Genomic DNA, 24,015 nt, shown 5'->3' with positions numbered 1-24,015 from the left:
GATCTGCTCGCGATGCGCGCGATCACCAAGCGGTTTGCCGGCGTGGTCGCGCTCCAGGGCGTCTCTCTCTCGCTGAAGCCGGGCGAGGTGCTGGCCCTCATGGGCGAGAACGGCGCCGGCAAGAGCACGCTCATGAAGATCCTCGGGGGCGCCCTGCAACCCGACGAAGGCGAGATCCGCATCGACGGGAAGAACGTCGCCATCGAGAGCGTGCGCGCCGCCAAGCGCCTCGGCATCGCGCTCATCCATCAGGAGCTGATGCTGGCGCCGAACCTGGACATCGCGGCCAACATCTTCCTCGGCAACGAAGGCGGCGCGACAGGGCTGCTCCTCCGTCCGCTGCCGAAGGGCGACATGGCCGCCCGCGCCAGGGAGCTGCTCCTGCGCGTGGGCTTGCGGCTCTCGCCCTCGACCCCGGTGTCCGCGTTGACCGCCGGTCAGATGCAGATGGTCGAGATCGCCAAGGCGCTCGCCCTGAGCGCGCGCATCCTCATCATGGACGAGCCGACCTCGTCGCTCACGAGCGGTGAGTCCGAGCATCTCTTCGGGATCATCCGCAAGCTCCGGGCGGACGGCATCGGCATCGTCTACATCTCGCACCGCATGGAAGAGGTCATGACGCTGGCGGACCGGGTGACGGTCCTGCGCGACGGCCGCCACGTCGGAGACCTCACGCGCGCGGGAGCGACGCGCGAACGGATCGTCTCCATGATGGTGGGCCGCGAGCTCAGCGCGCACTACTTCCCGGAGAAACGGCCCCGTACATCGACCGAGCCCGTGCTGGTGGTCGAAGGGCTCGTCGTGCCCGGCGCGCCCGCGCAGATCTCCTTTTCGGCCGGACGCGGGGAGATCCTCGGCTTCGCCGGCCTGGTCGGCTCGGGCCGCACGGAGCTCATGCAGACGATCTTCGGGGTCACGCCGGCGCTCGGGGGACGCATGACGCTCGAAGGCAAGGAGTTTGCTCCTCGAAAACCCAGGGACGCCATCGACCGCGGCGTGTACCTGGCGCCGGAGGATCGCAAGCGCCACGGCCTCGTGCTGCCGCTCAGCGTCGCAGAGAACACCTCCCTGCCCGACATCGGCAACTACAGCCGCTGGGGCTTCCTGAACAGGGAGACGGAGCGCCGGGTCGCCGAATCGGAGGTGGAGCGCTTGAGGACGAAGACGCCCGGCATCCGTCAGCCCGTCGTGAACCTCTCCGGCGGAAACCAGCAGAAGGTGGTGCTCGGGAAATGGCTGGCCATGAACCCGCGCGTGCTCATCCTGGACGAGCCGACGCGGGGCATCGACGTCGGCGCCAAGGCCGAGATCTACCGCCACATGACCGCCCTCGCGGATGAAGGCATCACGATCTTGATGGTCAGCTCGGACATGGAAGAGATCATCGGAATGAGCGATCGCGTCGCCGTCATGCACGAGCGGCGCATCAAGGGCGTATTGCCGCGGGAACGGCTCAGCCAGGAGCGGATCGCGACCTTGATGACGGGCCACGCCGACAAGGAGGATCTGTCGTGAGGCGCGAGCTTGGGATGACCATCGCGCTCGTCGTGATGTGTCTGGGCCTCTACATCTCGAACCCGGATTTTCTCGGGCAGTCGAACTCGATCAACACCCTGCGGCAGATCTCGATGCTCGGGATCTTCGCGATCGGCATCGGGTTCGTCATCATCGCCGGCGGCATCGATCTGTCGATCGGGTCCGTGATCGGCCTGACGGGCGTCCTCATCGCCAAGCTCTCGTCGAGCCAGCTCGGCGGCCTGGGTTACCCGTTGTGGATCGGCATTCCGGTGGCGCTCGGCGTGGCGCTGCTGTTCGGTCTCGGCCAGGGCCTCTTGATCACGCGGCTCAAGCTGCAGCCGTTCATCGTCACGCTCGGCGGCATGTTGTTCCTGCGCGGCGTCTCGCAGACCATCGCCGGGGGGGGCACGCTGAGCCTCGGTGGCTCGCCGCTGCTCACCCTCGCGAACGGCGGGCTGCTCAAGAGCGGGAGCGACGCGCTCGTCCCGTATCCGCTGCTGATGTTCCTCGCCGTGAGCGGCGTGGCGGCCTACGCGCTGCACTTCACGGTGTTCGGCCGTTACGTTTACGCGATCGGCGGCAATCGCGACGCGGCCGAGTACTCCGGTATCAACGTAAAGCGGGTGGAGACGTCTACCTATGTGATCTCGGCGGGCCTCGGCGGCGTGGCCGGCGTCTGTTACGCGTCGTACATCGGGCAGATGTCGCAGCAGGTCGGCATCGCGTACGAGATGTACGCGATCGCCGCGGCCGTGCTCGGCGGCTGCTCGCTTCGCGGGGGTGAAGGCACGGTGCTCGGCATCATCATCGGCTCCGCGGTGATGCGCGTCATCGACAACGGCATCAACATGTTTCAGCTGCCGTACGAGGACGCTGACCGCATCCAACGCATCTGGCGCCTGGACCCGAACTGGACCTTCATCATCATCGGCGCCGTGATCCTCGTCGCCGTGATCCTCGACCAGATCGTGCACATCGTGCAGACGAAACGGCGCATCCGGCATGCCTCCGCGGGCGCCGCCGAGGCGGCGCCGAGCCTGCAGGCGGCCGTGGCGGTCAGCGCAGCGGAGCCGCCTGCCGCGAGAGCGCCCGATCGCGAGAGCGTCTGAGCTTTCCGGCGATGGGGGACGAACCGCCAGGTCGCCAGGAGCGCCCCGCCCTGACCCTCAGGGAAGTCGTTGCCTCCTCAGCCCGGCGGTCCGGCCCGAGCGGCGCCGGAGCTCGTGACCCCTGTCGCCCGCCCCGTCTCGGCGCCATGACGGGGCCATGTCAGTGCACACGAAGAAGACGTCTATCGGCCTGTCCGGCAACAGCAGGCCGAAGAACAAGAACAAGCGGCATCACTGGAAGCGCTACCGCGGCCAGGGCAAGTCACACCACGGGTGATCGCCGTCAGGGCGAGGTGAGCCGGCGAGCGCAGCCCGCCGCCCGACCCACGAGCGCGGCGGCCGCGATCACGCCGCGCGCCCGCAGCGTCTCCCGCGGCAACCTCACCTCGGCCGGCGGCGCGACAAACGCCTCGAGCCAGGCCTCGGCCGGCGGCCGCGCCAGCACCCCGCCGAGGTCGAACAGCGAGAGATCCGGGACCCCGGCCGCCACCGCGGCGGCCACGTCCTCGCGGAGCTCGGCGACCGAGCGGTAGACCGGCTCGTCGCCGAGCGCGCCTTTGCCCACGGCGCCCAGCGAGGCGCCCGCCCTCGGACCGAACCGCCGGGCGGCGGCGCGGCCCCCCCAGGCGAGCAGCGCGAGCGCGTCCTCCCGGCCGAGCGCGCCGCGCGAATACCCCTCGAACAGCGACGTGTACAGCATCGCGCCGACGCGCCCCCACGGCGGCGCGGACACGGGCGTCCCGAGCAGCCGCTCCCAGCCGCGCGCCGGCCCGTCGGTCAAGACGAGCGGCACGATCGCGGCCGAGGTCGCCACCCCGCGCGCGTGCACCGCGCCCGCCAGCTCCACGTACGCGCGCTGCGCCTCTTCCCACCGCGGGCTCGCTCGCGCTCCCCGCGGCCCACCGCCGAGCAGATCGAGCGCGCCGCGCCCCCCTGCGAGCGCCCGCCGCACCGCCTCGATCGGCGGCTCGAGATCGAACACGACCTCCGCCGCGGCCAGGCGCCGCGCGTCGAGCGCGTCCAGCAGCCGCGCGACGAACGCGCCGAACGCCGCCGCGTTGCCGGCGCTCGCCCAGCGCCCGTCCTCGTCCGCGATCATCGGCCACACCGCGACCGCCACCCCCGCGTCCGCGCACGCCGCCACGAGATCCGGCAGCCCCGCCGCGGTCTCCGGCCGCACCGCGATCGAGAGCTCCAGCGCATACCTCCGCAGCAGCGCGAGCGTCCCGGGCGCCCGCACCACCTCGAGCGGCAGCAGCTCGCTCCAGATCCGGCGGCGGGGCGTCACGCCCGCCGCCCGCGCCGCGGCGCCGCCTGCGCTCGGCCGCCGCACGCGCCGCCCGCGCCGCGGCGCCGCCGTTTCCTTCCGAACGCCCCAAAGCCCCCGCTACACTCGCGCGTCATGAAGATCCTCTATGGCGTCGTCGGCGAAGGGATGGGGCACGCCATGCGCTCGCGCGTCGTGATCGAACACCTGCTCGCGCAGGGACACGAGCTCGAGATCATGGCGTCGGGCAGGGCGACCGACTTCCTGTCCAGGCGCTTCGCGGGGGTGAACCGCATCCACGGGCTCCACATGATCTACGAGGAGAACCGGGTCCGGCGCGGCAAGACGCTCTGGTCCAACGTGCTCTCCGGCGCGACGGGCACGCCGAAGAACATCGCCGCGTACTTCGAGCTCATCAAGGACTTTCGCCCCGAGCTCACCGTCAGCGACTTCGAGTCGTGGACGTACCTCTACGCCAAGCTCCACCGGCTGCCGATCCTCTCGGTCGACAACATGCAGATCATCAACCGGTGCACCCACGACGCGGAGATCCTCGCCGGCCACGAGGCGGGGTTCCAGCTCACGCGCGCGTTCGTGAAGAGCAAGCTGCCGTTCTGCAACCATTACGTCATCGCCACGTTCTTCCGCCCGCCGGTCCGCAAGCAGGAGACGACGCTGGTGCCGCCGATCCTCCGCCCCGAGATCATCGCCGCGAACCGCCGCCCCGGGGAGCACCTGCTCGTCTACCAGACCGCCGAGGGGAACGACGCGCTGTCGGCGACGCTCGCGAAGACCGGGCTCGAGTGCCGCATCTACGGGATGCGCCGGAACATCACGGAGGAGCAGGTCGAGGGCAACCTCCGCTACCGCCCCTTCAGCGAGGAGGGCTTCATCGACGACCTCGCGTCGTGCCGCGCCGTCATCGCCGGCGGCGGGTTCACGCTGATGGGGGAGGCGGTCTACCTGCGCAAGCCGATGCTCGCCGTCCCCCTCGGCCGCCAGTTCGAGCAGGTGCTCAACGCCCGCTACCTCGAGCGCGAGGGGTTCGGCCGCGGCGCCGATTCGCTGGACGAGCCGGCCGTCGTCGCGGATTTCGTGAAGGCCATCCCGGCCTGTGAAGAGAAGCTCGCGGGCTACTCCCAGGACGGCAACCGGCAGCTGTTCGAGGTGATGGACGGCCTGCTCGATCGCGCGCACGCCGGCGTGCTCTGAGCGCGGCGGCCGGCGCGCCGCGCTCGCGGCCGGCGCGCCGCGCTCGCGGCCGGCGCGCCGCGCTCGCGGCCGGCGCGCCGCGCTCGCGGCCGGCGCGCCGCGCTCGCGGCCGGCACGCCGCGCCCTCCCCTACTTCGGCCTGCAGGCCTTGAGGTCCGAGCCGGTGATCCCGTTGCACTCCTGGTCCGCGGGGCAGTCCGTCTGCTCGACGCACGTCTTCAGGCACTCGAGCGCCGCGCTGTCGTCGGGCTTGCCGCAGACCGAGCCGTCCTCACACTCGCCCTCCGCGCCCTCTTCGTCGCACGCCTCGCCGAGCGCCGCGCCGCCACAGCCCCACGCGAGCAGCGCGCCGACGAAGAGCCCCATCCCGATCCACCTGGTTCGCATGCATGACCTCCCTTGTCTTCAGCCCACTTGCAGGCGGCAGGGGCGCGGCGCCGCTCACGTGATGACGCGGCGTGCTCCCGGCTCCCTCCGCACGCAGCCCGATGCTACCGCACGCTGCGGCTCTTGACGCCCTGGCGCTGGCTCCACGACGCCGATGCCGTCTCCTCGATCCGGATGAGCACGGCGGTGATGTTGTCGCGGCCACCGTTCTCGTTGGCGCAGTCGATGAGCTTGCCGCACGCGTCGGCGAGCACGGCGTTGTCCTCGACGATGCGCGCGATCTCGCGATCGTCCACGAGCCCGTGGAGGCCGTCGGAGCAGAGGAGGAACACGTCGCCCGCCTCGACGCGCTCCGCGCGCAGGTCGATGTCGACGCTGGGGCCGATGCCGAGCGCCCGCGTGATGACGTTGCGGGGCAGGTAGGCGAGGTCGCGCTCCGTGAGGTCGGGCCGCTCGAGGAGCGCGTCCGCGATGAGCGAGTGGTCGCGGGTCAGCTGCGAGATATCGCCGTTGCGGAGGAGGTAGCAGCGGCTGTCGCCGGCGTGGGCGACGTAGAACTTCCGCTCCCGCGGCGAGAACGCCGCGGCGACGACCGTGGTCCCCATCCCGCGGTAGAACCGGGAGTCGTCGGCGTGCGCGAAGATGCGCGCGTTCGCGTACGTCACGGCGGCGCGCAGCCTGTCGCCGGTCGACGCCTTGCGCCGCTTGCCGTTCGCCTCGCGGAAGTAGCCGGCGATGGCGCTCGCGGCGATCCGGCTCGCGACCTCGCCGGCCTCGTGCCCGCCCATGCCATCCGCGACGACGTAGACGTTGAACTCGGGGAGGAGGATGTATCGGTCCTCGTTGTGGACCCGCTCCCTGCCGACGTCGGATAGACCTGCCGCGGTGGCGCGCATTCGCCCCGAGTCTAGACGACGCTTGGCCCCCCAGGGAACTGGGTTAATCTCCCCGCCATGTCCGACCTCGTGATCGACAACCCGTATACCCTCGAGGAAGCCGTCCGCCGGCCTCTTGCAGACGAGGCCGCCGTCGACCGGCTCCTCGACACCGCGACCGCCGCCGCGCGGCGCTTCTCGCGCACATCCATCGCCGAGCGCGCCGCCCTGTGCCAGCGCGCGGTCGAGCACATCGAGGCCAACACCCCGTCGATCGCCGCCGACATCACCCGCATGATGGGCAAGCCCCTGCGTCAATCCCGCAATGAAGTCGCGGGGATGGCCAAGCGAGCCCGGCACATGATCTCGATCGCCGAGGGCGCGCTCGCCGATGTGATCCTACCGGAGCTCCCCGGGCTCGAGCGGCGGATCGTGCGCGCTCCGCTCGGCGTGGTCTTCAATCTCCCCGCCTGGAATTATCCGCTCCTCACCGCCGTGAACGTGGTCATCCCCGCGGTGCTCTCGGGCAATGTGGTGCTGCTCAAGCACTCGCCGCGCTCGCCGCTCTGCGGAGAGCACTTCGCGACGGCGTTCGCGGAGGCCGGCGCGCCGCCCGGCCTCGTCCAGGCCTTCCACTGCGACCACGCCACGTCCGAGCGCATCGCGTCGGACCCGCGGGTCAACTTCGTCGGTTTCACCGGTTCCGTCGAAGGCGGACGCCGGATCTATGCGGCCACATCGAAGAAGGTGGCCGTCGACGCCGGCCTGGAGCTCGGCGGGAAGGACGGCGCCTACGTCGCGGCCGACGCGGACCTGGAGAAGGCGGTGGACGGGATCGTCGACGGCGCCTGTTACAACGCCGGACAGAGCTGCTGCGCTGTCGAGCGCGCGTATGTGCACCGCGACCTCTATCCGAAGTTCGTGGAGGCCGCGCTGGAGCTGATGAAGCGTTACGTCCTCGGCGATCCGACCGACGAGCGGACGAACCTGGGTCCGATGGCGCAGCCTCACGCGCCGGCGTTCCTGGAGGCGCAGGTGAAGCAGGCGCTCTCCCGGGGGGCGAAGGCGCTCTGCGGCGGTCGGGCGACCCAGGTCGACGGCCGCGGCCGCTTCTTCGAGCCGACGCTCCTCGTGGACACGGCGCCCGATCTCGACGTGATGCGCATCGAGTCGTTCGGGCCGGTGCTGCCCATCGTGCCGGTCTCGTCCGACGAGGAGGCGCTCGCGCTGATGAACGACAGCGATCTCGGGCTCACCGCGTCGGTCTGGACGCGCGACCGCGAGCGCGCCGCGCGGCTCGCGCGCGAGCTCGACGTCGGCACGGTCTACATGAACCAGTGTGACACCCTGGATCCGGCGCTCCCGTGGACGGGCGCGAAGAACAGCGGCAAGGGCGCGACGCTCTCGACGCTCGGGTTCATGCACCTGACGCGGCCGAAGTCGATCAATTTCAAGATCGGCTGAGCTCGCGGGCGCGCGGCGCCAACACCGCGTCGCGCGCAGCCCGCGAGCCGATGAGCTCGAATGAGTCTGCTTGCACCGGGGGCGATGTGCGGTATCCCGAGGCGATGGAAATTCGAGAGATCTATCGCGGGCGCCTCATCGATCATGTTCAGCTCGTCGTGGCCGACCTAGCGGCAAGCAAGAAGTTCTATCGGGCCGTCTTCGAAACGATCGGGATCCCGATCGGAGGCGAGGCCGACGATTACTTCTGGGCCGACGAGCTCTTCATCTCGAGCGTGGACTCGCCGGCCGCGGCCGGCGTGACCACCGGCCGGACGCACCTCGCCTTCCAGGCGAGCGACCGTGCGACGGTCGATCGGTTCCACGCCGCCGCGGTCGCCGCGGGCGGCAAGGACAACGGCGCTCCGGGCAAGCGCCCGTACCACCCCGGCTACTACGCGGCGTTCGTGCTCGACCCGGATGGGAACAACATCGAGGTCGTCCACCACGGCACGGCGAACAGGTCGTCGGACGCGGTAAAGATCACGTTCTGATCGCGAAGATGTCGCGAGAGCGTTGAAGAACCGACAGAGAATCGATTGAAGTCGGCACGGGCGCCAGCGCACCACCGCTGCTCCTCCCGCGCTTCTTTCCCTGCGTCCCTCTCGGCGCCTCCTCGCTTCTCCTCAGACCGACTGCCCCGCTGGCTCGCCGTCGATACAGACCCGCTTCCTGGCGACGGGCCTCGGCGCCACGTCATTCAGGACCACCCCGAGGATGCGGCGATCGCCGAGCTGCTCGGCGGCCCTCGTCAGCGACGACGCCCGGGTCAGCGAGGCGCGCGCGACGAGGACGATGCCGTCGGAGGCGTCCTCGATGACGTTGGCGTCGCCCGAGCCAAGGACCGGAGGGCCGTCGATGACGACGTAATCGTGGTAGCGCCGCAGCGTGCGCATCGCGGCCTCGAAGTGGACCGAGTGGAGCGCCGCGGGGTAGCTCGCCTCGGGCGATGGCTCCGCGAGCACCGAGAGCGACTGGCTGACGGCGATGACGCCCAGCGGGCGGATCTCGCCCGCCATCCGCCGCCGGAGCTGCTCCGAGAAGCTCGCGTGCGCGGGCAGCCGCAGGCCGAGCGTCGCCGCGACGCGGGGGCACGCGAGGTGGCCGTCGACGAGCAGCACCCGGGCGCGCTCGGCCTCGGCGAGCGTCATCGCGAGGCGGACCGCGAGCGCGGTCTTGCCCTCGGCCCGGCCGGGGCTCACCACCGCGACCGCGAGCGGCTCGCCCGCCCGCCGCTGATCGAGCCGGTGCCGGAGGACCCGGAGCGCCGCGAGCGCGGGCGCAGGCGCCCCCCGGAGCAGCTCGAACACGCCGTGCCCCTCGGGATCGAGATCCGCGCCGATGATCTCCACCTCGGGCCCGTCGAACGCGGGGCCGCCGGCGCGCGCGAACGAGCGCACGCCCACGCAGGCGAGCGGCGCCTCGGGCGCGCTCCAGGACGACCGGTCGATCCCCTCGCAGTCGCCGAGGTCGAGGCCGTCCCGGAGCGTGTCCTCCGGGGCGGCGCCGGCCGGAGCGGCCTCTTCCGACGCGCCGGGCGGCTCTGCGCCGTGCCCGAGCCCGCCGGGCGGCTCGGGGCCGTGCCCGAGCCCGCCGGGTCCAGCCGCGCCCGGTCCAGCCGCGCCGGGCGGCTCCGTGCCGTAGCCGGGCGGCTCCGTGCCGTACCCCGGCTCGCCGCGCGGCTCTGCGTAGTACGCGGGCACGATCGTGCGCTCGCGGAGCGGCGGGCGCGCCGGGAGCTCCGGCATCGCGGCCAGCAGGGCTGGGCCGCCGAGCGCGTGGATGTCGCCGCCGTCGTAGAGCGTGTCGTTGAGCAGCACCCGGGCCCCGGCGACGCCGAGCGCGAAGAAGAACGTCACCGCGGCGCCCGCGAAGAAGACGCGGCCCCGCCCCCGGTCAGGGCGGCTCGGCAGGTAGGCCTGGTCGAGGACGTCGAGCTCGGTCTCGCTCTTGTTCTCGGCGGCGTCCGCGGACAGGTCCGCCGCCCGCTCGTTGGCCTGAACGGTCTTCAGGTACTCGCGCGCCCGCTCGAGATCGAGGCGGAGCCGGTGCCACTCGGTCTCGAGCTCGATCACGCGCTCCTCGGCGCCCCCGTCGGCCGCCCACGGCGGCGCGCGCGGCCCCTCGCCCCTGGCCGCGCTCTCCGCCGGCGCGCGCGGCCCCTCGCCCCCCGCCGCCACCCTGCCACCTCCGGCGCGCGCGCGCAGGCCCGCGATCTGCCGGAGGAGCGCGGTCCGCTCCGCCGCGAGCGCCGCGCGCCGCGACGGCGTGAGCGCGCGCGCCTCGCCGGCCGGCGCCTCGGTGACGCCCGCGCGCACGAGCCCGAGCGCGCTCTCGGCAGCGGTGAGCTGGCTCTTCGCCGCCTCGACGCGGCGCTTCGCGGCGACGGCGTCCGGGTGGATCGGGGTCACGGTCGTGAGCTTCTCGGCGAGCGCCGCCTCGGCTGCCGCGACCGCGGCGACGGCGGCCGAGCGGGCCCGCTGCGCCTCGACGACGCTCTGGGGCAGCGGCTGCCCCGGCGCCGCCGCTGGCGATCGCCCGGCCCCGAGCAGCGCCTCGACCCGGGCGAGCTGGCGCTCGAGCGCCGCGAGCTGCGGGTCGACCGGGCGGACAGGCTGCTCTGACGACAGAGCGCGCGCTCCAGCCGCGGGCGCGGGGGCGCCGGGCGAGCCGAGCGGCTGGGGCGCCGGTGCATACGGAGAGTCGTTGAGCCCCCACTGGAACTGCGGATTCCTGGCGAGGAACGTCGCCAGCGCGCGGCTCGCCGCGTCGACCTTGGAGCTGGCCTCGGCGAGCTCCTTCCGCAGGAAATCGCGGGTCATCGTCGCCGTGCCGAGGCTGTCGCGGCGGTAGTCGTCGAGCAGGATCTGCGTGAGGCGGGCGGCGACCTGCTGGGCCACGTGCGGATCGTCGTGGGTGAACGAGACGACGTACGTATCGCTGCTCTGCGCGCGGAAGCCGACGTGGTTCTTCATCTCCTCGACGGCCTCGACCATCGAGCGGGCGGTCTTCTCCGGGTAGAGCCCGAACGCCTCGACGACGCCCGCGAGCGTCCCGCGCGCGGTGAGCGCGTCCTTGAGCTTCGACCCGAGGCGCGCCGCGCGCGCGGTGCTGCTCTGGAGATCGCGGCCGGTCTGGATGGTATCGCGGTAGAGGATCGTGGCCTCGCTCCGCCACACCCGCTTCGTGGCGAGCGCCAGGGCGAAGGAGATCGCGAGTCCGACGGCCATCATCGCGGCCGCTCCGCACCAGTACATCCGGACCCGGCCGAGGACGCTTATCGCGCGGTCCAGGCGCTCCCGGGGTGTGCTCTCCGTGCTCAGGCTGGCCATGGTATTCCTCGCCCGTGTGGGCAGCGCGTCCGGCGCCGCGCGGCGCGGAGGGCGCGCGCGGGGGCGCTCCGCCCCCGCACGGCAAGGCGCGTGCTCGCGGGCGCGTCACCCCGGGACGCACCCGGCTCGGCGCCACCACACGCGCTGACCGCGTGAGCGAGGGCCGATGCCGACGAACGCCATGGACATTCCGCGTCCAGCGAGCGCGGCTCGCTTCGCGGACGCTCCCGGGAAGGCGGGCGCTCGTCGCGACCGCCCCGCGTCGAGGGAGGCGGGCTCGCCAGCGCGGCGAGCCCTGGTCCTCGTCACAGCCGCTGCGAGTAGTACTCGATGATGAGCTGAACCGCGATGGGGAACGGGATGCTCGTCTCGTCCGGCAGCGCGGCCACGCGCGCCTGCCGGGCGTCCTTGTCGACCGCGAGCCACGTGGGGGCTTCCATGTCCGTCCTCGCGAGGCCCTCCACGACGGTCCGGTGGTCACGGCGCTTCTCGCTCACGCTCACCGTCTCTCCGGTGGTGACGCGGTAGGAAGGGATATCGACGCGCTTTCCGTTGATGAGCACGTGCCCGTGCGCCACCAGCTGTCGCGCGGCCGGGATGGTGCGCGCGAAGCCCGCGCGGAAGATGACGTTGTCGAGCCGCCGCTCGAGCAGCTCGATGAGCTTCGTCCCGGCGGCGAGATCGCTCCTGCGCGCCTCGAGCATGAGCGTCTTCAGCTGCGTATCGGTGAGGCCATAGTTGAGCCTGACCTTCTGCTTCTCGCGGAGCCGCAGGGCGAACTCGCTGAGCTTCTTGCGGGCCTGTCCGTGCTGCCCGGGGGGGTAAGGCCTCCGCTCCGTCTTCTTGGCCGACAGCCCGGGAAGCTCGACCCCGAGCGCGCGCATGACCTTGACGCGAGGTCCGGTGTAACGGCTCATGCCCGGGCCCTCCCCAGGGACGCGCGCGCGTCGCGATGGTGGAGCGCGGCGCCGCAGGGCGCCGGTGCGTCAACGTAGTCCTGGATGTTCATCGAGCGTCTCTGTCCTTGTGCATGGGTCTTGCTGTTACTTGTTATGGAGGTGTTATCGACGGTGCGATCGAGGGCTCACACGCGCCGGAGGTGGCGGAGGATCGGGAACTGCGCTTTACGGAAGAAGCGCGCGAGACCATTCGTGGTCCGGATGCGGGCGCCGAGCGGCTCAGGATAGTCGTTATCGCCCAGGACGCGCAGCCATGGAAACGTCTCGACGACGCCTCCCTCTCGGTGGAGCTCGACGTGACGCGCGCCCCTCGCCGCGGTGGGACGGAGCTGGAGGCACGGGCTCGCGTCGAGCAGGAGCTCGACGTCCTTGGCGAGGCGCAGGGAGACCTGGGTCAAGAAGGCGCCGATCCGCTCGGGGCCGAGATGGGAGAAGAGGCCGAGGCCGAGGATCAACGTGGGCCAGTCCTGCGTGTCGGCGAGCTGATCGATCCAGTGATCGCAGCCGGGGGACGCCGTGGCCAGCGCATACCGCGGCGTCCGCGGGGCGCGCCGGGACTTCCACGCGACCACGCGGGGAACGTCGATGTCGATCCAGTGGAGCTGCCCGTTGTCGACGCGCGAGAACCGGGTGCACGGCCCGGAGAAGAGCCCGATGGCCAGCCCGTCCGGGTGACGGCGGAAGAAGTCGTCCACGACGTCGTCGACCAACCGCGTGCGGGTCGCGAGGGGGCGGAGCTCCTGTTCCGTGAAGCCGGCGCGCTCGACCTCGAGCACGCGGGCGAGCTGGCGCGCTTCCTCGTCGTGGAGCCCGAGGTCAGGAAACGCGTCGGAGGCGTACGCGCACGCGGCGACTCCCGCGAGCTCGCGTCGAGCAAACGAAGGGGCAGCGTCGATACTGAAAATCATTTTCACTTTCGTTACAGGGACGAGCGTCCTGTGTCAAGCAGCGAACAGCCGCGACCTCACCCAGGTTGAGCCTGCGGCGACCCCACCCAGGTTGAGCTGCGGCGACCCCACCCAGGTCGCCCTCGGCGCCTCTCCCCATCGCTGCGTCCTGCGGCCCTGCTAGGCGCGAAGCCTGCGGTCGTCCGCCCCGCCTCTTGACGGCCGACAGTCGAGAGCTATCTTTTAGATATATCTTTTAGAATATCGACCCGGCCGCCGCAGGGCAGCCGGGCCGTGGAGCCGGGGTGGCCTGCGCATGAGCGCGTGGCAGCTGAGTGTTCGCCGCCGTGGTGGTCCGCCGCCGAGCCAGAGAGGGATTTTGTCTATGTTCTGGGGATACGAACATCATCACTGCGCAGGCCCGCGAGGGCCGAGGGGGGGTCCGTTCGGGAGGGGTCGGCCCGGCATGGGTGGCGGCCCGCCGGGCTGGTGGGGCGACTGGTTCGGAGGTCCGCCGCTCCGCGCCGATCGCGGCGGCGTGCGCTATCTCGTGCTCGACGTGCTCGCCGAGCGAGCTCGCCATGGCTACGAGGTCATCCAGGCGATCGAGCAGCGCAGCGGCGACACCTACCGGCCGAGCCCGGGCGTCATCTATCCGACGCTGCAGATGCTCGAGGAGCTCGGCCACGCGCGCGTCATCGAGGCCGAGGGGCGCAAGATCTACGAGATCACCGACGCGGGGCGCGAGGACCTCAAGGCGAACCGCGAGTACGTCGACGAGTTCTACGAGCGCTTCGTCGAGACCTCGTGGGAGCGCTTCGCCGAGGATTTCGGCGACGTCATGAAGCGCATCGGCTCGCTCATGAAGATGCTGCGCCACGCGATGCGCCGGGGGCGCATCACGCCGGCCGTGCTCGCGCGCACCGTGAAGGTGCTCGACAAGGCGGCGGCCGAGATCGAGGAGCTGCTCGCCGAAGATCCGGAGGGGCGCGCCGGTCGGCGCCCGTGATCCTCGCCGCCGTGGAATCAGGGCGCGACGCGCTCAGGCACGCTCTCGAAGCAGAACACCCGCCAGGCGTGTGGCTGGCCAGGACGCACGATCTCCATCACAGCGCCGCTCGTGAACTCCGCGACGACGCCGCGCCAGAACGCCAGAGCGCCCCGGTTCCCCTCGGCGACGCGCACGGTCCACTTCCCGGGAACACCGTTCCATAGGAGGCACGCCGCCTGGCGGCCCACGCCAGAGCGGCGATAGCGGCGAAGGACGAAGAACTCGGCCACATCGAGGGTGTCCGGGTCCTCCACCGCCGGCGAACCGCGCGTCGCCAGGACAAATCCCGCGACGCGCCCGCCGCATCGAATGAGGAACGCGAACCGCCGCTCCCGCTCTGACCAGTAGAGAGGGAGCTTGGGGTAGCCGAAGCGCCCGTCCTGCCCCAGCTCGACGGCGGGGAACACATCGCTGAGATCGTGAATGTACAGCTCGAGAAGGTTGGACAGGATCACGGCATCCGCCGGCGTCGCCGCGTCCAGAGAGACAGTCTGCGCATCTGCCATATCCAGTTCTCCCGTCCGCCAGCGCGCGCTCGGGCGCTCCTCGGCGGCGCGCAGCGCCTCGTCACACGCGTCGATTCACGACGACAGGCACCTTCGCTCGCCAGCCGCGCGACGCGGCCTGGGCCCTCGGTTCAGCCGAGGAAGCCGCGCGCGCGGGCGATCGCCTCGATCGCCGGCCTCCGCCGCTCCAGCTCCTCGACGTCCTTGACGGGAAGGAACCGGGCCGCGAGGCCCTCGCGCGGGACGCGAACGAACCGGGCGGGCAGGCCGAAGGTGACCTCGTTCAGGATGCGCTCGAACTGGATCGCCTTGCGGTCGCCCACCTTCTTCTCGACCTCCACATAGATCCAGTCCAGCGCGAGCGCGTCGAGCGCCTCGGCGCTCGCCAGGAAGGTGTTGGTGTTGAAGACGGGCACGACCTTCGGATCGAACCCGACCGGCAGCCGGAAGTCCTCTGCCATCACCGGTCGGCCGTTCCACCGCAGCGGCCCGCCGCCCTTGTCGCCGCCCTTGTCGACCACCTCGACGGAGAGAGGCCCGCCGTGGCCGAGGTGCCAGCCCAGGAGGACCGGATCGACGGTCGCGCCGAGGTTGTCGAGGTTGGCGATCCACACGATCTTCCCGCCGCGGGCGATGAAGCGGCCGAGGAGGCCGCTCTCGCGGAGGGCGTCCGGGAGATCGCCGTGGCCGGTGGCGTAGACGCTCGGCTCGCCCGCATCGTCCAGGAACAGCCCGCCTTCCGGGGTCAGGCGCAGCGAGACGTGCTGCTCGAACGTGGCGCAGAGATCGCCCGGCTCGTCGAGGCGCGAGCCGAGCGCCTCGCGGATCGGTCCGTTCGTCGCCTCGCTGGTCATCAGCCACAGCGGGACCGGGACCCCTGTGGTGCGCCGGAGGTGATCGCTCTCGGCGAGGCGCAGATCGAGGAAGGTCCGACCCGGCAGCACCTCGACGAGCGCCTTGACCACGCCGCCCATCCGGGTGGCCATCCCGCCGGCGAGGACGCAGAGGGCGACCTCGCCCCGGCGCAGCGCGGCCAGGCCCGCCTCGCGGCAGCGGGCGTGCTCGGGCGTGCCCTCGGCGGGCAGGTCGGCGATATCGCCGGGCGCGGGCGGCTCGACCGTGCCCTGGAGGCGGTTGCGGGCGTCCCGGTCCTTGCCGATGGACGCGGCCCACCGGGCGACGCGATCGGGGTCGAACCCGCGAGCCCGGAGGCGAGCGAGGACAGGGCCAGGGAGCGCGGCGATCTGCTGGGTGAGGGAAGACACGGTGTCATCAAAAGACCACGAGGCGATGCGCGAGGCAACGGCATCGTGCAACCGGTGACGCCATGCAGAATGGGCGCGCCGCCTGCTTGAGAGGCATCTCGCGCCTGCGCACACACCCGAGATCCGGATGGCGCTGAATGCGTCGTACGTGGCTCCCCGATGCCGCGTCGCTCGCCTGAAGATCGCCAGTTCCATTCAGAGAATGGACCCTCTTCAGGAAATCACGCTGACCCGGGAGCCCTCGGTCCGGCTTCCGTCAGCGGCCGGTCGACTCCAGGAACAGCTCCTCCACCGCCGCAGCGGTCGCCGCGCGCTGGAGCCAGCGTCCCAGGACGTCCACGTCCGTCTCGCCGAGGATCCGGCCCCGCGCCTCCTCGCTCGCCGGGACACCGCGCGCGTCCAGCAGCATCAGGATCGCCGCCGACAGCTGCCCCACCGCCTGCTCGGCCCGCGCCTGCTCCTGCTCGGCCCGCGCCTGCTCCTGCTCGATCCGAGCCTCGGCGGCCTCGATCATCCCCTCCAGCTTGCCCACCAGCTCGCTGGCGGTGACCAGCTCAGCGGTATCCGCGTAAAAGCGGAGACGCCCCGCCTCCACTGCCAGATCCAGATCGAGGACCTCCGATCGGTACCGCCCGGCGCGCGAGGGGATGCTCTCGTAGCGCCGCACGCCGGTGGGCGGTAACCGGTGAGCTTTCAGGTGCCCGCGCGGGATGTCGTAGATGAAGTACTCGCGGATCCCGAGGGTCGCGTAGCGCGCGACGTTGTCGACGAAATCCTTGCGCCAGTTGCCGGCGTAGTGCACCTCGATCGCGAGGTCGATCCCCTTGCCCTCGGCGCTCACCATCCAGCAGAGGCGCGGGCTGGGATCGACGTCGGTCACCGCGATCACGTCGGGCGTGAAGCCCTTCTCGCCCGGATAGTGGGCCTTCATGTCGGCGCCGACGTAGACGCGCCGCCCGCGCCGGCCGAACCAGGCGCGGAGCGTGTCGCGGGCTTCCACCTTGGCGTCGAAGTGCGGGTCCCCTTCGGCCATGGCCAGGCGCTCGTCGATCTCCTCCTGGGACATGGAGTCGACGAGCGCCGCGATCGCCTGCTGGCGCTGAGCGGGCGACATCGCGGCCCACTCGGCCTCCGTCGGGGCGCGCGGCGCCTCGGCCGGGATCGGCGCCGCGGCGGGGTCGACGGGCTTGCGGATGGGAGCCGACATCCCGCCCAGCATACCACCATTCCAGGGCGCTCCCGTCGGACGACCTGCCAGGCCGCGCCGCCGCCGGCCCGGGAGCGCCCGGCGCTCGCGGGCGCGCTCACCCGAGGAACCGGAGCAGGACGTTGAGCAGCACGAGCACCAAGGACATCCCGCCGCACACGAGCGCGACCTCCCGCCCGGACACACGCACCACGACGCGGCTGTCCTCGGCCCGCGCGGCGCCGTAGAGCGCGGCGGAGGCGCCGAACACCATGTAGAGGATGTCCTTGTAGGCCCACGAGAGGAAGAAGATGCCGATCAGCGCGCCGCACAGGCTCACGAAGATCGCCGGCGCGAACCGCCTCGCCGTGGGGCCGACATCGACGTCGCCCAGCCAGATCGACAGCGGCACCTTGATCGACGCGTACAGGACGAGCGCGAACAGGCACATCCCGAGCAAGCCCGTCTCGGCCGCGGCGAGGAGATAGGAGTTGTGGGCGGTCAAGCCGAGCGACGACTCGTCGCCGAACTGCCCCGCGCCGACGCCGATCCCCTTCGTCCGGCGGATCATCTCGAACGCCTCCCGGAGCAGCTCGACGCGCTCGCCCGAGCTCTCGCTCGCCTCATCGCCGCTCCGGCCGCCGAGCAGGAGCATGGGCGGCCCGACGAAGCAGGCGGCGATGACGCCGAGGGTCCCGCTCCGCCGGATGAAGCTGATGCCGAGGACCGCCAGGTACACGATGACGCCCGAGCGCGAGCGCGACAGGACGACCATCGCGCCGATCGCCGCGATGACGGCCGTCACGGGGAGCGCGCGGAGCGCCCCCGCAACCCGCGAGATCAGCCGATCCGTGAGCAGGACGGGCAGCGTCAGCGCGCGGCGCGCCCCGCAGGCCCGCGCGGACCCTGGCGCAGCGCCGCCGGGCGGCGCGCCCGCCGATAGGGGCGGGCCTCCGCGGACGGACCTACGCGGCCGGCGCGGGCCGGTGCGCCGCTCGGCGAGCGCGATCGCGAGCGGGATCGACATTCCGGCCATCAGCGAGAGCTCGTTGGGATCGGCGAGCGAGCCGCGGTAGCGGACGCGGCCATCGATGGTCGACGTGCCGAGCGGCCCGGGGCGCTCGCACCGGTAGTTGCCATCGGGTACGGGCGCCTCGATGCGGCAGTCGAGGTTGGTCTCGCAGGGGCGCCCATCCGGCTCGAGCTCGCCCTTGCCTTCCCAGTCGTCGGGAGCCGCGATCATGCAGCCGTGGGGCTGGAACGCCTGCACGATCGCGACCACGGTCGTGAGGACGGCGCAGCCGACGAGCGTGATCGCGAGCGCCCGCAGCCCTCGCGGCGAGGCGGCGGCGACGGCGACGGCGACGAAGATGCCCGCGACGGTCGCGAGCTGCATTCCGCGCTCCTCGAGCGCGGCCGGGCGCTTCAGCGCGGTGGTCAGCGCTGCCCAGGCGAGGAACGCGAGCGCATAGACGACCTGAGGCGCGAGCGTCGGTTTGAGCCGCCGCCACACGACGTCGAGGGCGACGCAGAGCAGGGTGATCCCGAACGCCGCGTGCACGAGCGGAATCCCCGAGAGCGCGGGGATGAACTCCTGCGGCTTGATGATGACGAGCGCGCACAGCGCGCACACGACCCACGCTGCCATGGTGTGGCGCGCCGTTCGCGTGGCGCGCGCCGCGCACAGGCGGCCCGCGCCGCGCCCTCGTGACGGCCGCGCAGAGGCGCCCTGCGCGGGCGCGATGAGGCGCGGCGCGCATTCCCCCCTTCCGCGCGACGGATCTAGCACCGCGGGCCCGAGCGGCACGCGGGAAGAGCGCCAGTGCGCGCGCGAGGAGCAGGCGCGGAGCGCGGCGGCGGGATCGGCGCTTGCTGGAGCGCCATCGCATCAAGGAGGCTGGAAACCGCATGTGCTCCCGCTGTGTCCGGATTGCCCTGCTCTGCTCCGCGCTCACGGTCCTCATGGCGCTCCCGGGCTGCGGCGCGCGCGCCCCGCGGGTCGATTTCGATGCGGAGCGCCGCGCGACGAGCGCCTATGCGGTCGGCCCCGGCGACGTGCTGGAGGTGCGCGCCTGGAAGAACGAGGCGCTGAGCCAGCGCGTCACGGTGCGCCCCGACGGGTTCATCACGATCCCGCTCGTCGGCGACGTCCTGGCGTCGGGGCGCACCGTCATGGGCATCGCCGAGGACATCGCGACGCAGGCCGCCAAATTCTATCATGAGAAGCCGGTCGTCAGCGTCGAGGTGGCAGAGCTCCACAGCTACCGGGTCTACGTGATGGGCGAGGTGTCGCGTCCTGGCGAGTTCACGCCGAGGGCGCAGATCACCGTGCTCCAGGCGCTCGCCCTCGCGGGCGGATTCACGCGCTTCGCCGATCCCGACGAGGTCGTGATCGTCCGGCGCGACGCGATCGGCGAGCGCAGGATTCCGTTCGCCTTCGATGAGGTCGTCGGGAAAGGCGATCTCCGCGGGGATCTGCCGCTGCAAACGAACGATACCGTGGTGGTGCCGTAGAAGGCCCGCATCGGGGACACGTCGTTCCGGGAGCAGGCTTATCCGCATGCGGCTGCGGCGCGCGGGTGGGTAGCGTTCACGTCGCAAAGAGCCCGTCGCGCTTCGATGGGCGTCCTCCCCTGCCCCGACGGACGTCGTTGGATGATCGCCGCACCAAGTTCTGGCATCCTGGGCACGATGCGCCCCGAGGCCACGCCGCTCGTCGCCGTATTGACCCTCGCGTTGCCGGTGATCGTCGCGGCGTGTGCCCCCGCGAGCCCCGGCCCCCCGGGCCCCGCAGGCAAGGCCGCGGCGCCGCCAGGCACGCCAGCCCTCGCGGTGGCCAGCGTGCCCTCTGGCCCGGGGACCCCTGAGCCTGCCAGCGCGGCGTCCGCGGGGGCAGCGCAGGCCCACGGCGCGCAGGACGCCGCGCCCTCCCCCGCCCCAACCGAGCCGGCCCCCGCCATCTCGGCCGACGAAGCCGAGGCGATCCTGTTCCCGGGCGACGCCGCCGCCCACCGGGACGCCATCGACGCCTGCCGGCGCGGGAGCGCCGGGACGGCGGCCGCGCCAAGCCCGGGGCACGAGCGCATCCGCTGCCTGCTCGCGCTCCGCTACCAGGGCGACCCGCAGGCCGCAGCGAGCGCCACCGCGCTGTTCGACCAGAACGGCAGCGTCGCCGGGCTGGAGCGGGAGCACATGATGGACGGCGGTTACCGCGGCATGCTCCACCTCGTCCCGGAGCTGCCGGTGCGCGCCGAGCGCCGCCACCTCGAGTGGACGGTGTCGGCGATCGCCGACTTCGACGCCTTCGTCGCGGATCTCGCGGCCACGGCCAGCTCGCCCGTGCGCTACCGACACCGCGCCCTCGCGCTCAAGTACTTCCGGTCCGTGCGGGCGCGGACGCCTTCCGCGTACGCCTCGGGCTGGACGGTCGCGTACAACCTCTCCGGCTCGCTCCACCGCTCCGCGGACGACGTGCGGGAGACGCTCTTCCACGAGCTATTCCACCTCAACGACGGCGCGCACGGCGGGTGGTCCCAGGCCGCGCTCTCGCCGATCTACGACGGGATCATCGCGCGCTGCGGGACGAGGATCACCTGCCTCACGCCGTACTCGCCGAACGAGACCATCGTGAAGGGCGGCACGTATTACTCGTTCCAGCCTGGGAACGGCGTGGTGGAGTACGCCGCCGAGCTGGCGATCCGCTACTACCGCGAGCAGCGCGCGGCGCTCCGCGGCAAGCGGCTCGCGAAGGCGCCGTTCAAGTGCGGCCCGCCGGAGAACGCGCGGGCGTGGTCGCTGCTCGCCGGAGAGTTCTTCGGCGGCGCAGATCGGGTCTCGCCCTGCCGGGAAGGTCCTCCGGCAGCGCCCTGAGCCACACCGCAGCACGCGCTCTCATCGTCCCACGCGCGGCGCATGCCGTGACGATGGGGCACAATCACCCTCGGAGCCTCGGTCGCGCGCGGGCGCATCACCCCACCTGCGACCGGTGGACGATCGAGGGTCGCGGCAGCTCGAGCGGCGGCATGGGATCGAAGAGCGAGCGCTCCGCGTCGGCCACCTCCTCGGCCGAGAAGGGCCGGAGGGTCTGGCAGAACTCGACCATGATGCCGTTGGGATCGATCGTGCAGATCGAGCGGCAGAACTCGCGATCTCGCTCGGTCACCTCGAGGCCGTGCGAGAGCCACCGCGCGAGCATCCGACCGTAGAACTCGCCCGTCGGGGCGCTGAAAGCCAGGTGGTTCATCCACACCGGCAGCCCGAGCCCTGTCGAGAGATCGGTCCTGAAGCGCCCCCGCACCGTCTCTTCGTGCAGATCCCAGAACGCCAGCAGCGGACCATCGGGCTCGCTGGTCCGATACAGGGCGTGCCTCGCCCAGCCCCCGTCGCGGCTGCCCTCGTAAGGCACCGCGATGACCTTCACGAGACGGAACCCCATGGCCCGGGTATAAAACCGGTGTGTGGCGACCAGATCGCTGGTCGCCAGCGCGACGTGATGCACCGCCATCGTCCCCCCCTTTGCGTGCACGTCGAGGATGCCACGAGCCGGAGCGCTCGTTCAAGCTGGATTTCGAGCGCGGCGGGATCGGCCCTGAGCCCCCGGGCGGCTGCGCTATCCTCGGCGCACGCCATGTCCGACGGCGATCTCGTGTTCGCATCCATGCCCGCCGGGCTCATCGCCTTCGCCTCGTCGTGCGGAGTCCCGCAGGAGGATCTCCTCCGGGCTGCCGGCGTCGCGCCCGAGGTCCTCGCCGCGCCCGACGAGCTCGTGCCGTATGCATCGCTCTTCTCGCTGTGGGAGCTCCTTCTCCAGCGCCTCCCCGGCGAGCCGCTCGGGCTGCGTTATGCGCGCTGCATCCCGGTGTCGGTCGTCGGCATCGTGGGGCACGTCCTTCGCCACAGCGAGACCGTGCGGCAGGGCGTCGCCGTCTATGGCCGCTTCTGCCGGCTGATGGACCCGTACCTCCGTATCACCCTCGAGGAGCACGGCGGGGTCGCACGCCTCGCGCTCGAGCACGAGCCGCGCGTCGTCGCCATGGCCGAGCCGATCGAGATGATGATCGCGACGCTCGCGCGCTTCATCGCGCTCTACCTCGGCGGCTCGGCGCGGCCGATCGAGGCGCTGTTCCGCCATCCTCGCCGGCACCCGCCGTCGCTCTACGAGGAGGCGATCGGGGCCCCCGCCCGCTTCGAGGCGGGCGCGATGGGCCTCGTCTACGAGGCGCGTGTGCTCGACGCGCCCGTGGTCGGCGCGGACCCGTCGGTCCGCGATTACCTCGTTCGCCAGGCCGAGCAGCTGCTCGCTGCGCGCGCCGCGCCCGCCAGCGCCGCGGCGCTCGACGCGCGCGTGCGCGCCCGCATCGACGAGCGGCTCGACCGCGGCGACGTGGACCAGGAGGGGATCGCGCGCTCTCTGGGCATGAGCACGCGGTCGCTCCAGCGCGCGCTCAAGGACATCGGCACGTCGTTCACGGCGCAGCTCGACGAGGCCCGGCGGGAGAAGGCGCTCGATCTCGTCCGGCGGCCTGACCTCGCGCTCCAGGAGATCGCGTTCCTGCTCGGCTATGGCGAGCCGCGCCATTTCTACCGCAGCTTCCGTCGCTGGACGGGCACGACGCCGGGAGAGTACCGGCGCGCCCGCGTCCGGTAGCTCCGTGGGTCAGAAATCCCGCCAGAAACACCGGTCGATGACGAGCGGTCGCCGGAAACAGTAGCAATTTTGATAGTTTCCGCCTGTCTCCCCGCCGAGGGCGGCTCCGGTGTGGCCCAACGGGGCAGGAGGTCCACATGCCTGGGGGCAGCGCGGCGGACGGGGGTGGTCGCGGGTTCGGTGCTCGCGGACGCGTCCGCGTCGGGCGTCGCTTGGGGCGAGCTGGCCGCTGCTGCGCTCTGCACAGGCGCGCTCGCTCGGGGGCTGGCGCACGCGGCGATGAGGCATACCGCGGCGACGATCAGGATCGATCGGTGGTGCATAGGTTCGAGCCGCGGAGCGAGGAGCGCCGCATTTGTGACCGCCGCGGCGGCCGATTTCGGGTTGAATCCTCTTCGCGCCGGCGAGGCGTGTCGAGGTGCTCGTTGACAGCGCGCGTCGCCCGGTGTTCCCGCGTATCGATCGCGGGCCGCGGTGGTGCGGCGTCGCCCGCGGCTGATACAACGGAGGACGAAATGGCAAAGGTCTTTACCACCGGATCGTCGGATGGGCTCGGCTTGATGGCGGGTCGCCTCCTGACCGAGCAGGGGCATGGGGTCGTGCTCCATGCGAGGAGCGAGGCACGCGCGGAGGAAACGCGGGTCGCGCTGCCGCAAGCCGAGGCGGTGCTGGTCGGCGATCTTTCGACGCTCGCGGCCATGCGCGACGTCGCGGATCAGGCGAACAAACGGGGACGGTTCGATGCGGTGATCCACAATGTCGGGATCGGCTACCGCGAGCCGCGCCGCGTCGAGACTGTCGACGGCCTATCGCAGCTCTGGGCCGTCAACGTGCTTGCGCCTTACGTGCTCACCGCGCTCATGCACAAGCCCGACCGGCTGGTCTATCTCAGCTCAGGCATGCACACCGGCGGCGACCCGAGCCTGGACGACCTGCAATGGTCCCGGCGGCCTTGGAACGGCAGCCAAGCCTACGCGGACACCAAGCTCCATGATGTGCTGCTGGCCTTCGGGGTCGCGCGGCGCTGGCCCGATGTGCTGTCGAACGCGCTCACCCCAGGGTGGGTGCCGACCCGGATGGGCGGCCCGGGCGCGCCGGATGACCTCAACCAAGCCCACCTGACCCAGGCTTGGCTGGCGGTGAGCGATGACCCGGGGGCGCGGGTGACCGGCCGCTACTTCTACCACCAGCGGCCCAGAGACGTGAACCCGGCTGCGCAGGACCCCGAGTTGCAGGACCGTCTCCTCGATCACTGCCGCGATCTGTCCGGCCTTGCGCTGGCGTGAAGCGTCGCGAGGGTCGGGCGCAACC

21 protein-coding genes are annotated in these 24,015 nt (G+C 71.7%); 10 read left to right on the top strand and 11 right to left on the bottom strand.

Annotated features, from left to right (window positions below):
* Positions 1-12 precede the first annotated feature (12 nt).
* Positions 13-1,515 (top strand): sugar ABC transporter ATP-binding protein, encoded by a 1,503-nt coding sequence (locus WMF12_RS16415; protein ID WP_437873860.1) that lies wholly within the window; start codon positions 13-15, stop codon positions 1,513-1,515.
* Entirely contained in the window at positions 1,512-2,627 is a 1,116-nt protein-coding gene (locus tag WMF12_RS16410; RefSeq protein WP_437872467.1) for an ABC transporter permease, read from the top strand. The genes WMF12_RS16415 and WMF12_RS16410 overlap by 4 nt, the downstream gene beginning before the upstream one ends.
* Positions 2,628-2,910: 283 nt before the next feature.
* Here the strand turns inward: WMF12_RS16410 and WMF12_RS16405 are convergent, their stop codons facing one another.
* On the bottom strand, positions 2,911-3,915 hold the full coding sequence (locus WMF12_RS16405) for a hypothetical protein (RefSeq protein ID WP_437872466.1): 1,005 nt from the start codon (positions 3,913-3,915) through the stop codon (positions 2,911-2,913).
* 114 nt (positions 3,916-4,029) lie between these two features.
* Here WMF12_RS16405 and WMF12_RS16400 point away from each other — a divergent pair, with 114 nt between their 5' ends.
* Positions 4,030-5,106, top strand: a complete 1,077-nt coding sequence (locus WMF12_RS16400; protein WP_437872465.1) for a glycosyltransferase family protein — start codon at positions 4,030-4,032, stop codon at positions 5,104-5,106.
* A 129-nt stretch (positions 5,107-5,235) separates the two neighbouring features.
* Here the strand turns inward: WMF12_RS16400 and WMF12_RS16395 are convergent, their stop codons facing one another.
* Complete coding sequence (locus WMF12_RS16395; RefSeq protein WP_437872464.1) at positions 5,236-5,493, bottom strand: hypothetical protein; 258 nt, start codon at positions 5,491-5,493, stop codon at positions 5,236-5,238.
* Positions 5,494-5,597: 104 nt separating this feature from the next.
* Positions 5,598-6,389 (bottom strand): Stp1/IreP family PP2C-type Ser/Thr phosphatase, encoded by a 792-nt coding sequence (locus WMF12_RS16390; protein ID WP_437872463.1) that lies wholly within the window; start codon positions 6,387-6,389, stop codon positions 5,598-5,600.
* A 57-nt stretch (positions 6,390-6,446) separates the two neighbouring features.
* Here WMF12_RS16390 and WMF12_RS16385 point away from each other — a divergent pair, with 57 nt between their 5' ends.
* Entirely contained in the window at positions 6,447-7,832 is a 1,386-nt protein-coding gene (locus WMF12_RS16385; RefSeq protein ID WP_437872462.1) for an aldehyde dehydrogenase family protein, read from the top strand.
* Between the two features lie 104 nt (positions 7,833-7,936).
* Complete coding sequence (locus WMF12_RS16380; RefSeq protein ID WP_437872461.1) at positions 7,937-8,365, top strand: VOC family protein; 429 nt, start codon at positions 7,937-7,939, stop codon at positions 8,363-8,365.
* A gap of 132 nt (positions 8,366-8,497) precedes the next feature.
* Here the strand turns inward: WMF12_RS16380 and WMF12_RS16375 are convergent, their stop codons facing one another.
* From WMF12_RS16375 to WMF12_RS16365, 3 genes are all read right to left on the bottom strand, one after another.
* Positions 8,498-11,203 (bottom strand): hypothetical protein, encoded by a 2,706-nt coding sequence (locus WMF12_RS16375; RefSeq protein WP_437872460.1) that lies wholly within the window; start codon positions 11,201-11,203, stop codon positions 8,498-8,500.
* Positions 11,204-11,508: 305 nt separating this feature from the next.
* Positions 11,509-12,120 carry a 30S ribosomal protein S4 gene (rpsD, locus tag WMF12_RS16370; RefSeq protein ID WP_437552965.1) on the bottom strand — a complete coding sequence of 204 codons (612 nt, stop codon included), beginning with the start codon at positions 12,118-12,120 and terminating at the stop codon, positions 11,509-11,511.
* 167 nt (positions 12,121-12,287) lie between these two features.
* On the bottom strand, positions 12,288-13,070 hold the full coding sequence (locus tag WMF12_RS16365) for a class I SAM-dependent methyltransferase (protein ID WP_437746570.1): 783 nt from the start codon (positions 13,068-13,070) through the stop codon (positions 12,288-12,290).
* Positions 13,071-13,515: 445 nt separating this feature from the next.
* On the opposite strand from WMF12_RS16365, the gene WMF12_RS16360 reads away from it, so the two are divergent.
* Positions 13,516-14,058, top strand: a complete 543-nt coding sequence (locus WMF12_RS16360; protein WP_231864867.1) for a PadR family transcriptional regulator — start codon at positions 13,516-13,518, stop codon at positions 14,056-14,058.
* A gap of 17 nt (positions 14,059-14,075) precedes the next feature.
* On the opposite strand, the gene WMF12_RS16355 is transcribed toward WMF12_RS16360, so the two are convergent.
* The 4 genes from WMF12_RS16355 to WMF12_RS16340 all read right to left on the bottom strand — a co-directional run bounded on the left by WMF12_RS16355 (position 14,076) and on the right by WMF12_RS16340 (position 18,705).
* Positions 14,076-14,606, bottom strand: a complete 531-nt coding sequence (locus WMF12_RS16355) for a GNAT family N-acetyltransferase (RefSeq protein WP_437872459.1) — start codon at positions 14,604-14,606, stop codon at positions 14,076-14,078.
* 131 nt (positions 14,607-14,737) lie between these two features.
* A complete protein-coding gene (locus WMF12_RS16350; protein ID WP_437872458.1) occupies positions 14,738-15,871 on the bottom strand; it encodes a UTP--glucose-1-phosphate uridylyltransferase in 1,134 nt (377 codons plus the stop codon).
* Positions 15,872-16,127: 256 nt separating this feature from the next.
* Entirely contained in the window at positions 16,128-17,078 is a 951-nt protein-coding gene (locus WMF12_RS16345) for a Uma2 family endonuclease (protein WP_437872457.1), read from the bottom strand.
* 97 nt (positions 17,079-17,175) lie between these two features.
* Positions 17,176-18,705, bottom strand: coding sequence for an O-antigen ligase family protein (locus WMF12_RS16340; RefSeq protein ID WP_437872456.1), 1,530 nt, complete (start codon positions 18,703-18,705; stop codon positions 17,176-17,178).
* 260 nt (positions 18,706-18,965) lie between these two features.
* On the opposite strand from WMF12_RS16340, the gene WMF12_RS16335 reads away from it, so the two are divergent.
* On the top strand, positions 18,966-19,571 hold the full coding sequence (locus tag WMF12_RS16335; protein WP_437872454.1) for a polysaccharide biosynthesis/export family protein: 606 nt from the start codon (positions 18,966-18,968) through the stop codon (positions 19,569-19,571).
* 177 nt (positions 19,572-19,748) lie between these two features.
* A complete protein-coding gene (locus WMF12_RS16330) occupies positions 19,749-20,927 on the top strand; it encodes a hypothetical protein (RefSeq protein ID WP_437872453.1) in 1,179 nt (392 codons plus the stop codon).
* 97 nt (positions 20,928-21,024) lie between these two features.
* Here the strand turns inward: WMF12_RS16330 and WMF12_RS16325 are convergent, their stop codons facing one another.
* Positions 21,025-21,561 (bottom strand): VOC family protein, encoded by a 537-nt coding sequence (locus WMF12_RS16325; RefSeq protein ID WP_437872452.1) that lies wholly within the window; start codon positions 21,559-21,561, stop codon positions 21,025-21,027.
* A 123-nt stretch (positions 21,562-21,684) separates the two neighbouring features.
* Between WMF12_RS16325 and WMF12_RS16320 the strand changes: the two genes are divergently transcribed.
* Together WMF12_RS16320 and WMF12_RS16315 are read left to right on the top strand one after the other, a co-directional pair.
* On the top strand, positions 21,685-22,704 hold the full coding sequence (locus WMF12_RS16320) for an AraC family transcriptional regulator (RefSeq protein WP_437872451.1): 1,020 nt from the start codon (positions 21,685-21,687) through the stop codon (positions 22,702-22,704).
* Between the two features lie 515 nt (positions 22,705-23,219).
* Entirely contained in the window at positions 23,220-23,990 is a 771-nt protein-coding gene (locus WMF12_RS16315) for an SDR family NAD(P)-dependent oxidoreductase (protein WP_437872450.1), read from the top strand.
* Positions 23,991-24,015: the final 25 nt, after the last annotated feature.

Source organism: Sorangium sp. So ce363, assembly GCF_051520435.1.
Lineage (GTDB): Bacteria > Myxococcota_A > Polyangia > Polyangiales > Polyangiaceae > Sorangium > Sorangium cellulosum_B.
Note: the sequence above shows the minus strand (reverse complement) of the source record. Positions and strands in the feature narration are given on the sequence as shown.

What these genes read in the sequence shown, in the direction of transcription:
- WMF12_RS16355 (WP_437872459.1), bottom strand. Translation starts at nt 14,606, where the DNA reads ATGGCAGATGCGCAGACTGTCTCTCTGGACGCGGCGACGCCGGCGGAT.
- WMF12_RS16385 (WP_437872462.1), top strand. Translation starts at nt 6,447, where the DNA reads ATGTCCGACCTCGTGATCGACAACCCGTATACCCTCGAGGAAGCCGTC.
- WMF12_RS16340 (WP_437872456.1), bottom strand. Translation starts at nt 18,705, where the DNA reads ATGGCAGCGTGGGTCGTGTGCGCGCTGTGCGCGCTCGTCATCATCAAG.
- WMF12_RS16320 (WP_437872451.1), top strand. Translation starts at nt 21,685, where the DNA reads ATGTCCGACGGCGATCTCGTGTTCGCATCCATGCCCGCCGGGCTCATC.
- WMF12_RS16330 (WP_437872453.1), top strand. Translation starts at nt 19,749, where the DNA reads ATGCGCCCCGAGGCCACGCCGCTCGTCGCCGTATTGACCCTCGCGTTG.
- WMF12_RS16335 (WP_437872454.1), top strand. Translation starts at nt 18,966, where the DNA reads ATGTGCTCCCGCTGTGTCCGGATTGCCCTGCTCTGCTCCGCGCTCACG.
- WMF12_RS16380 (WP_437872461.1), top strand. Translation starts at nt 7,937, where the DNA reads ATGGAAATTCGAGAGATCTATCGCGGGCGCCTCATCGATCATGTTCAG.
- WMF12_RS16365 (WP_437746570.1), bottom strand. Translation starts at nt 13,070, where the DNA reads ATGATTTTCAGTATCGACGCTGCCCCTTCGTTTGCTCGACGCGAGCTC.
- WMF12_RS16400 (WP_437872465.1), top strand. Translation starts at nt 4,030, where the DNA reads ATGAAGATCCTCTATGGCGTCGTCGGCGAAGGGATGGGGCACGCCATG.
- WMF12_RS16390 (WP_437872463.1), bottom strand. Translation starts at nt 6,389, where the DNA reads ATGCGCGCCACCGCGGCAGGTCTATCCGACGTCGGCAGGGAGCGGGTC.
- WMF12_RS16415 (WP_437873860.1), top strand. Translation starts at nt 13, where the DNA reads ATGCGCGCGATCACCAAGCGGTTTGCCGGCGTGGTCGCGCTCCAGGGC.
- WMF12_RS16375 (WP_437872460.1), bottom strand. Translation starts at nt 11,203, where the DNA reads ATGGCCAGCCTGAGCACGGAGAGCACACCCCGGGAGCGCCTGGACCGC.
- WMF12_RS16345 (WP_437872457.1), bottom strand. Translation starts at nt 17,078, where the DNA reads ATGTCGGCTCCCATCCGCAAGCCCGTCGACCCCGCCGCGGCGCCGATC.
- rpsD (WP_437552965.1), bottom strand. Translation starts at nt 12,120, where the DNA reads ATGAGCCGTTACACCGGACCTCGCGTCAAGGTCATGCGCGCGCTCGGG.
- WMF12_RS16315 (WP_437872450.1), top strand. Translation starts at nt 23,220, where the DNA reads ATGGCAAAGGTCTTTACCACCGGATCGTCGGATGGGCTCGGCTTGATG.
- WMF12_RS16360 (WP_231864867.1), top strand. Translation starts at nt 13,516, where the DNA reads ATGGGTGGCGGCCCGCCGGGCTGGTGGGGCGACTGGTTCGGAGGTCCG.
- WMF12_RS16395 (WP_437872464.1), bottom strand. Translation starts at nt 5,493, where the DNA reads ATGCGAACCAGGTGGATCGGGATGGGGCTCTTCGTCGGCGCGCTGCTC.
- WMF12_RS16325 (WP_437872452.1), bottom strand. Translation starts at nt 21,561, where the DNA reads ATGGCGGTGCATCACGTCGCGCTGGCGACCAGCGATCTGGTCGCCACA.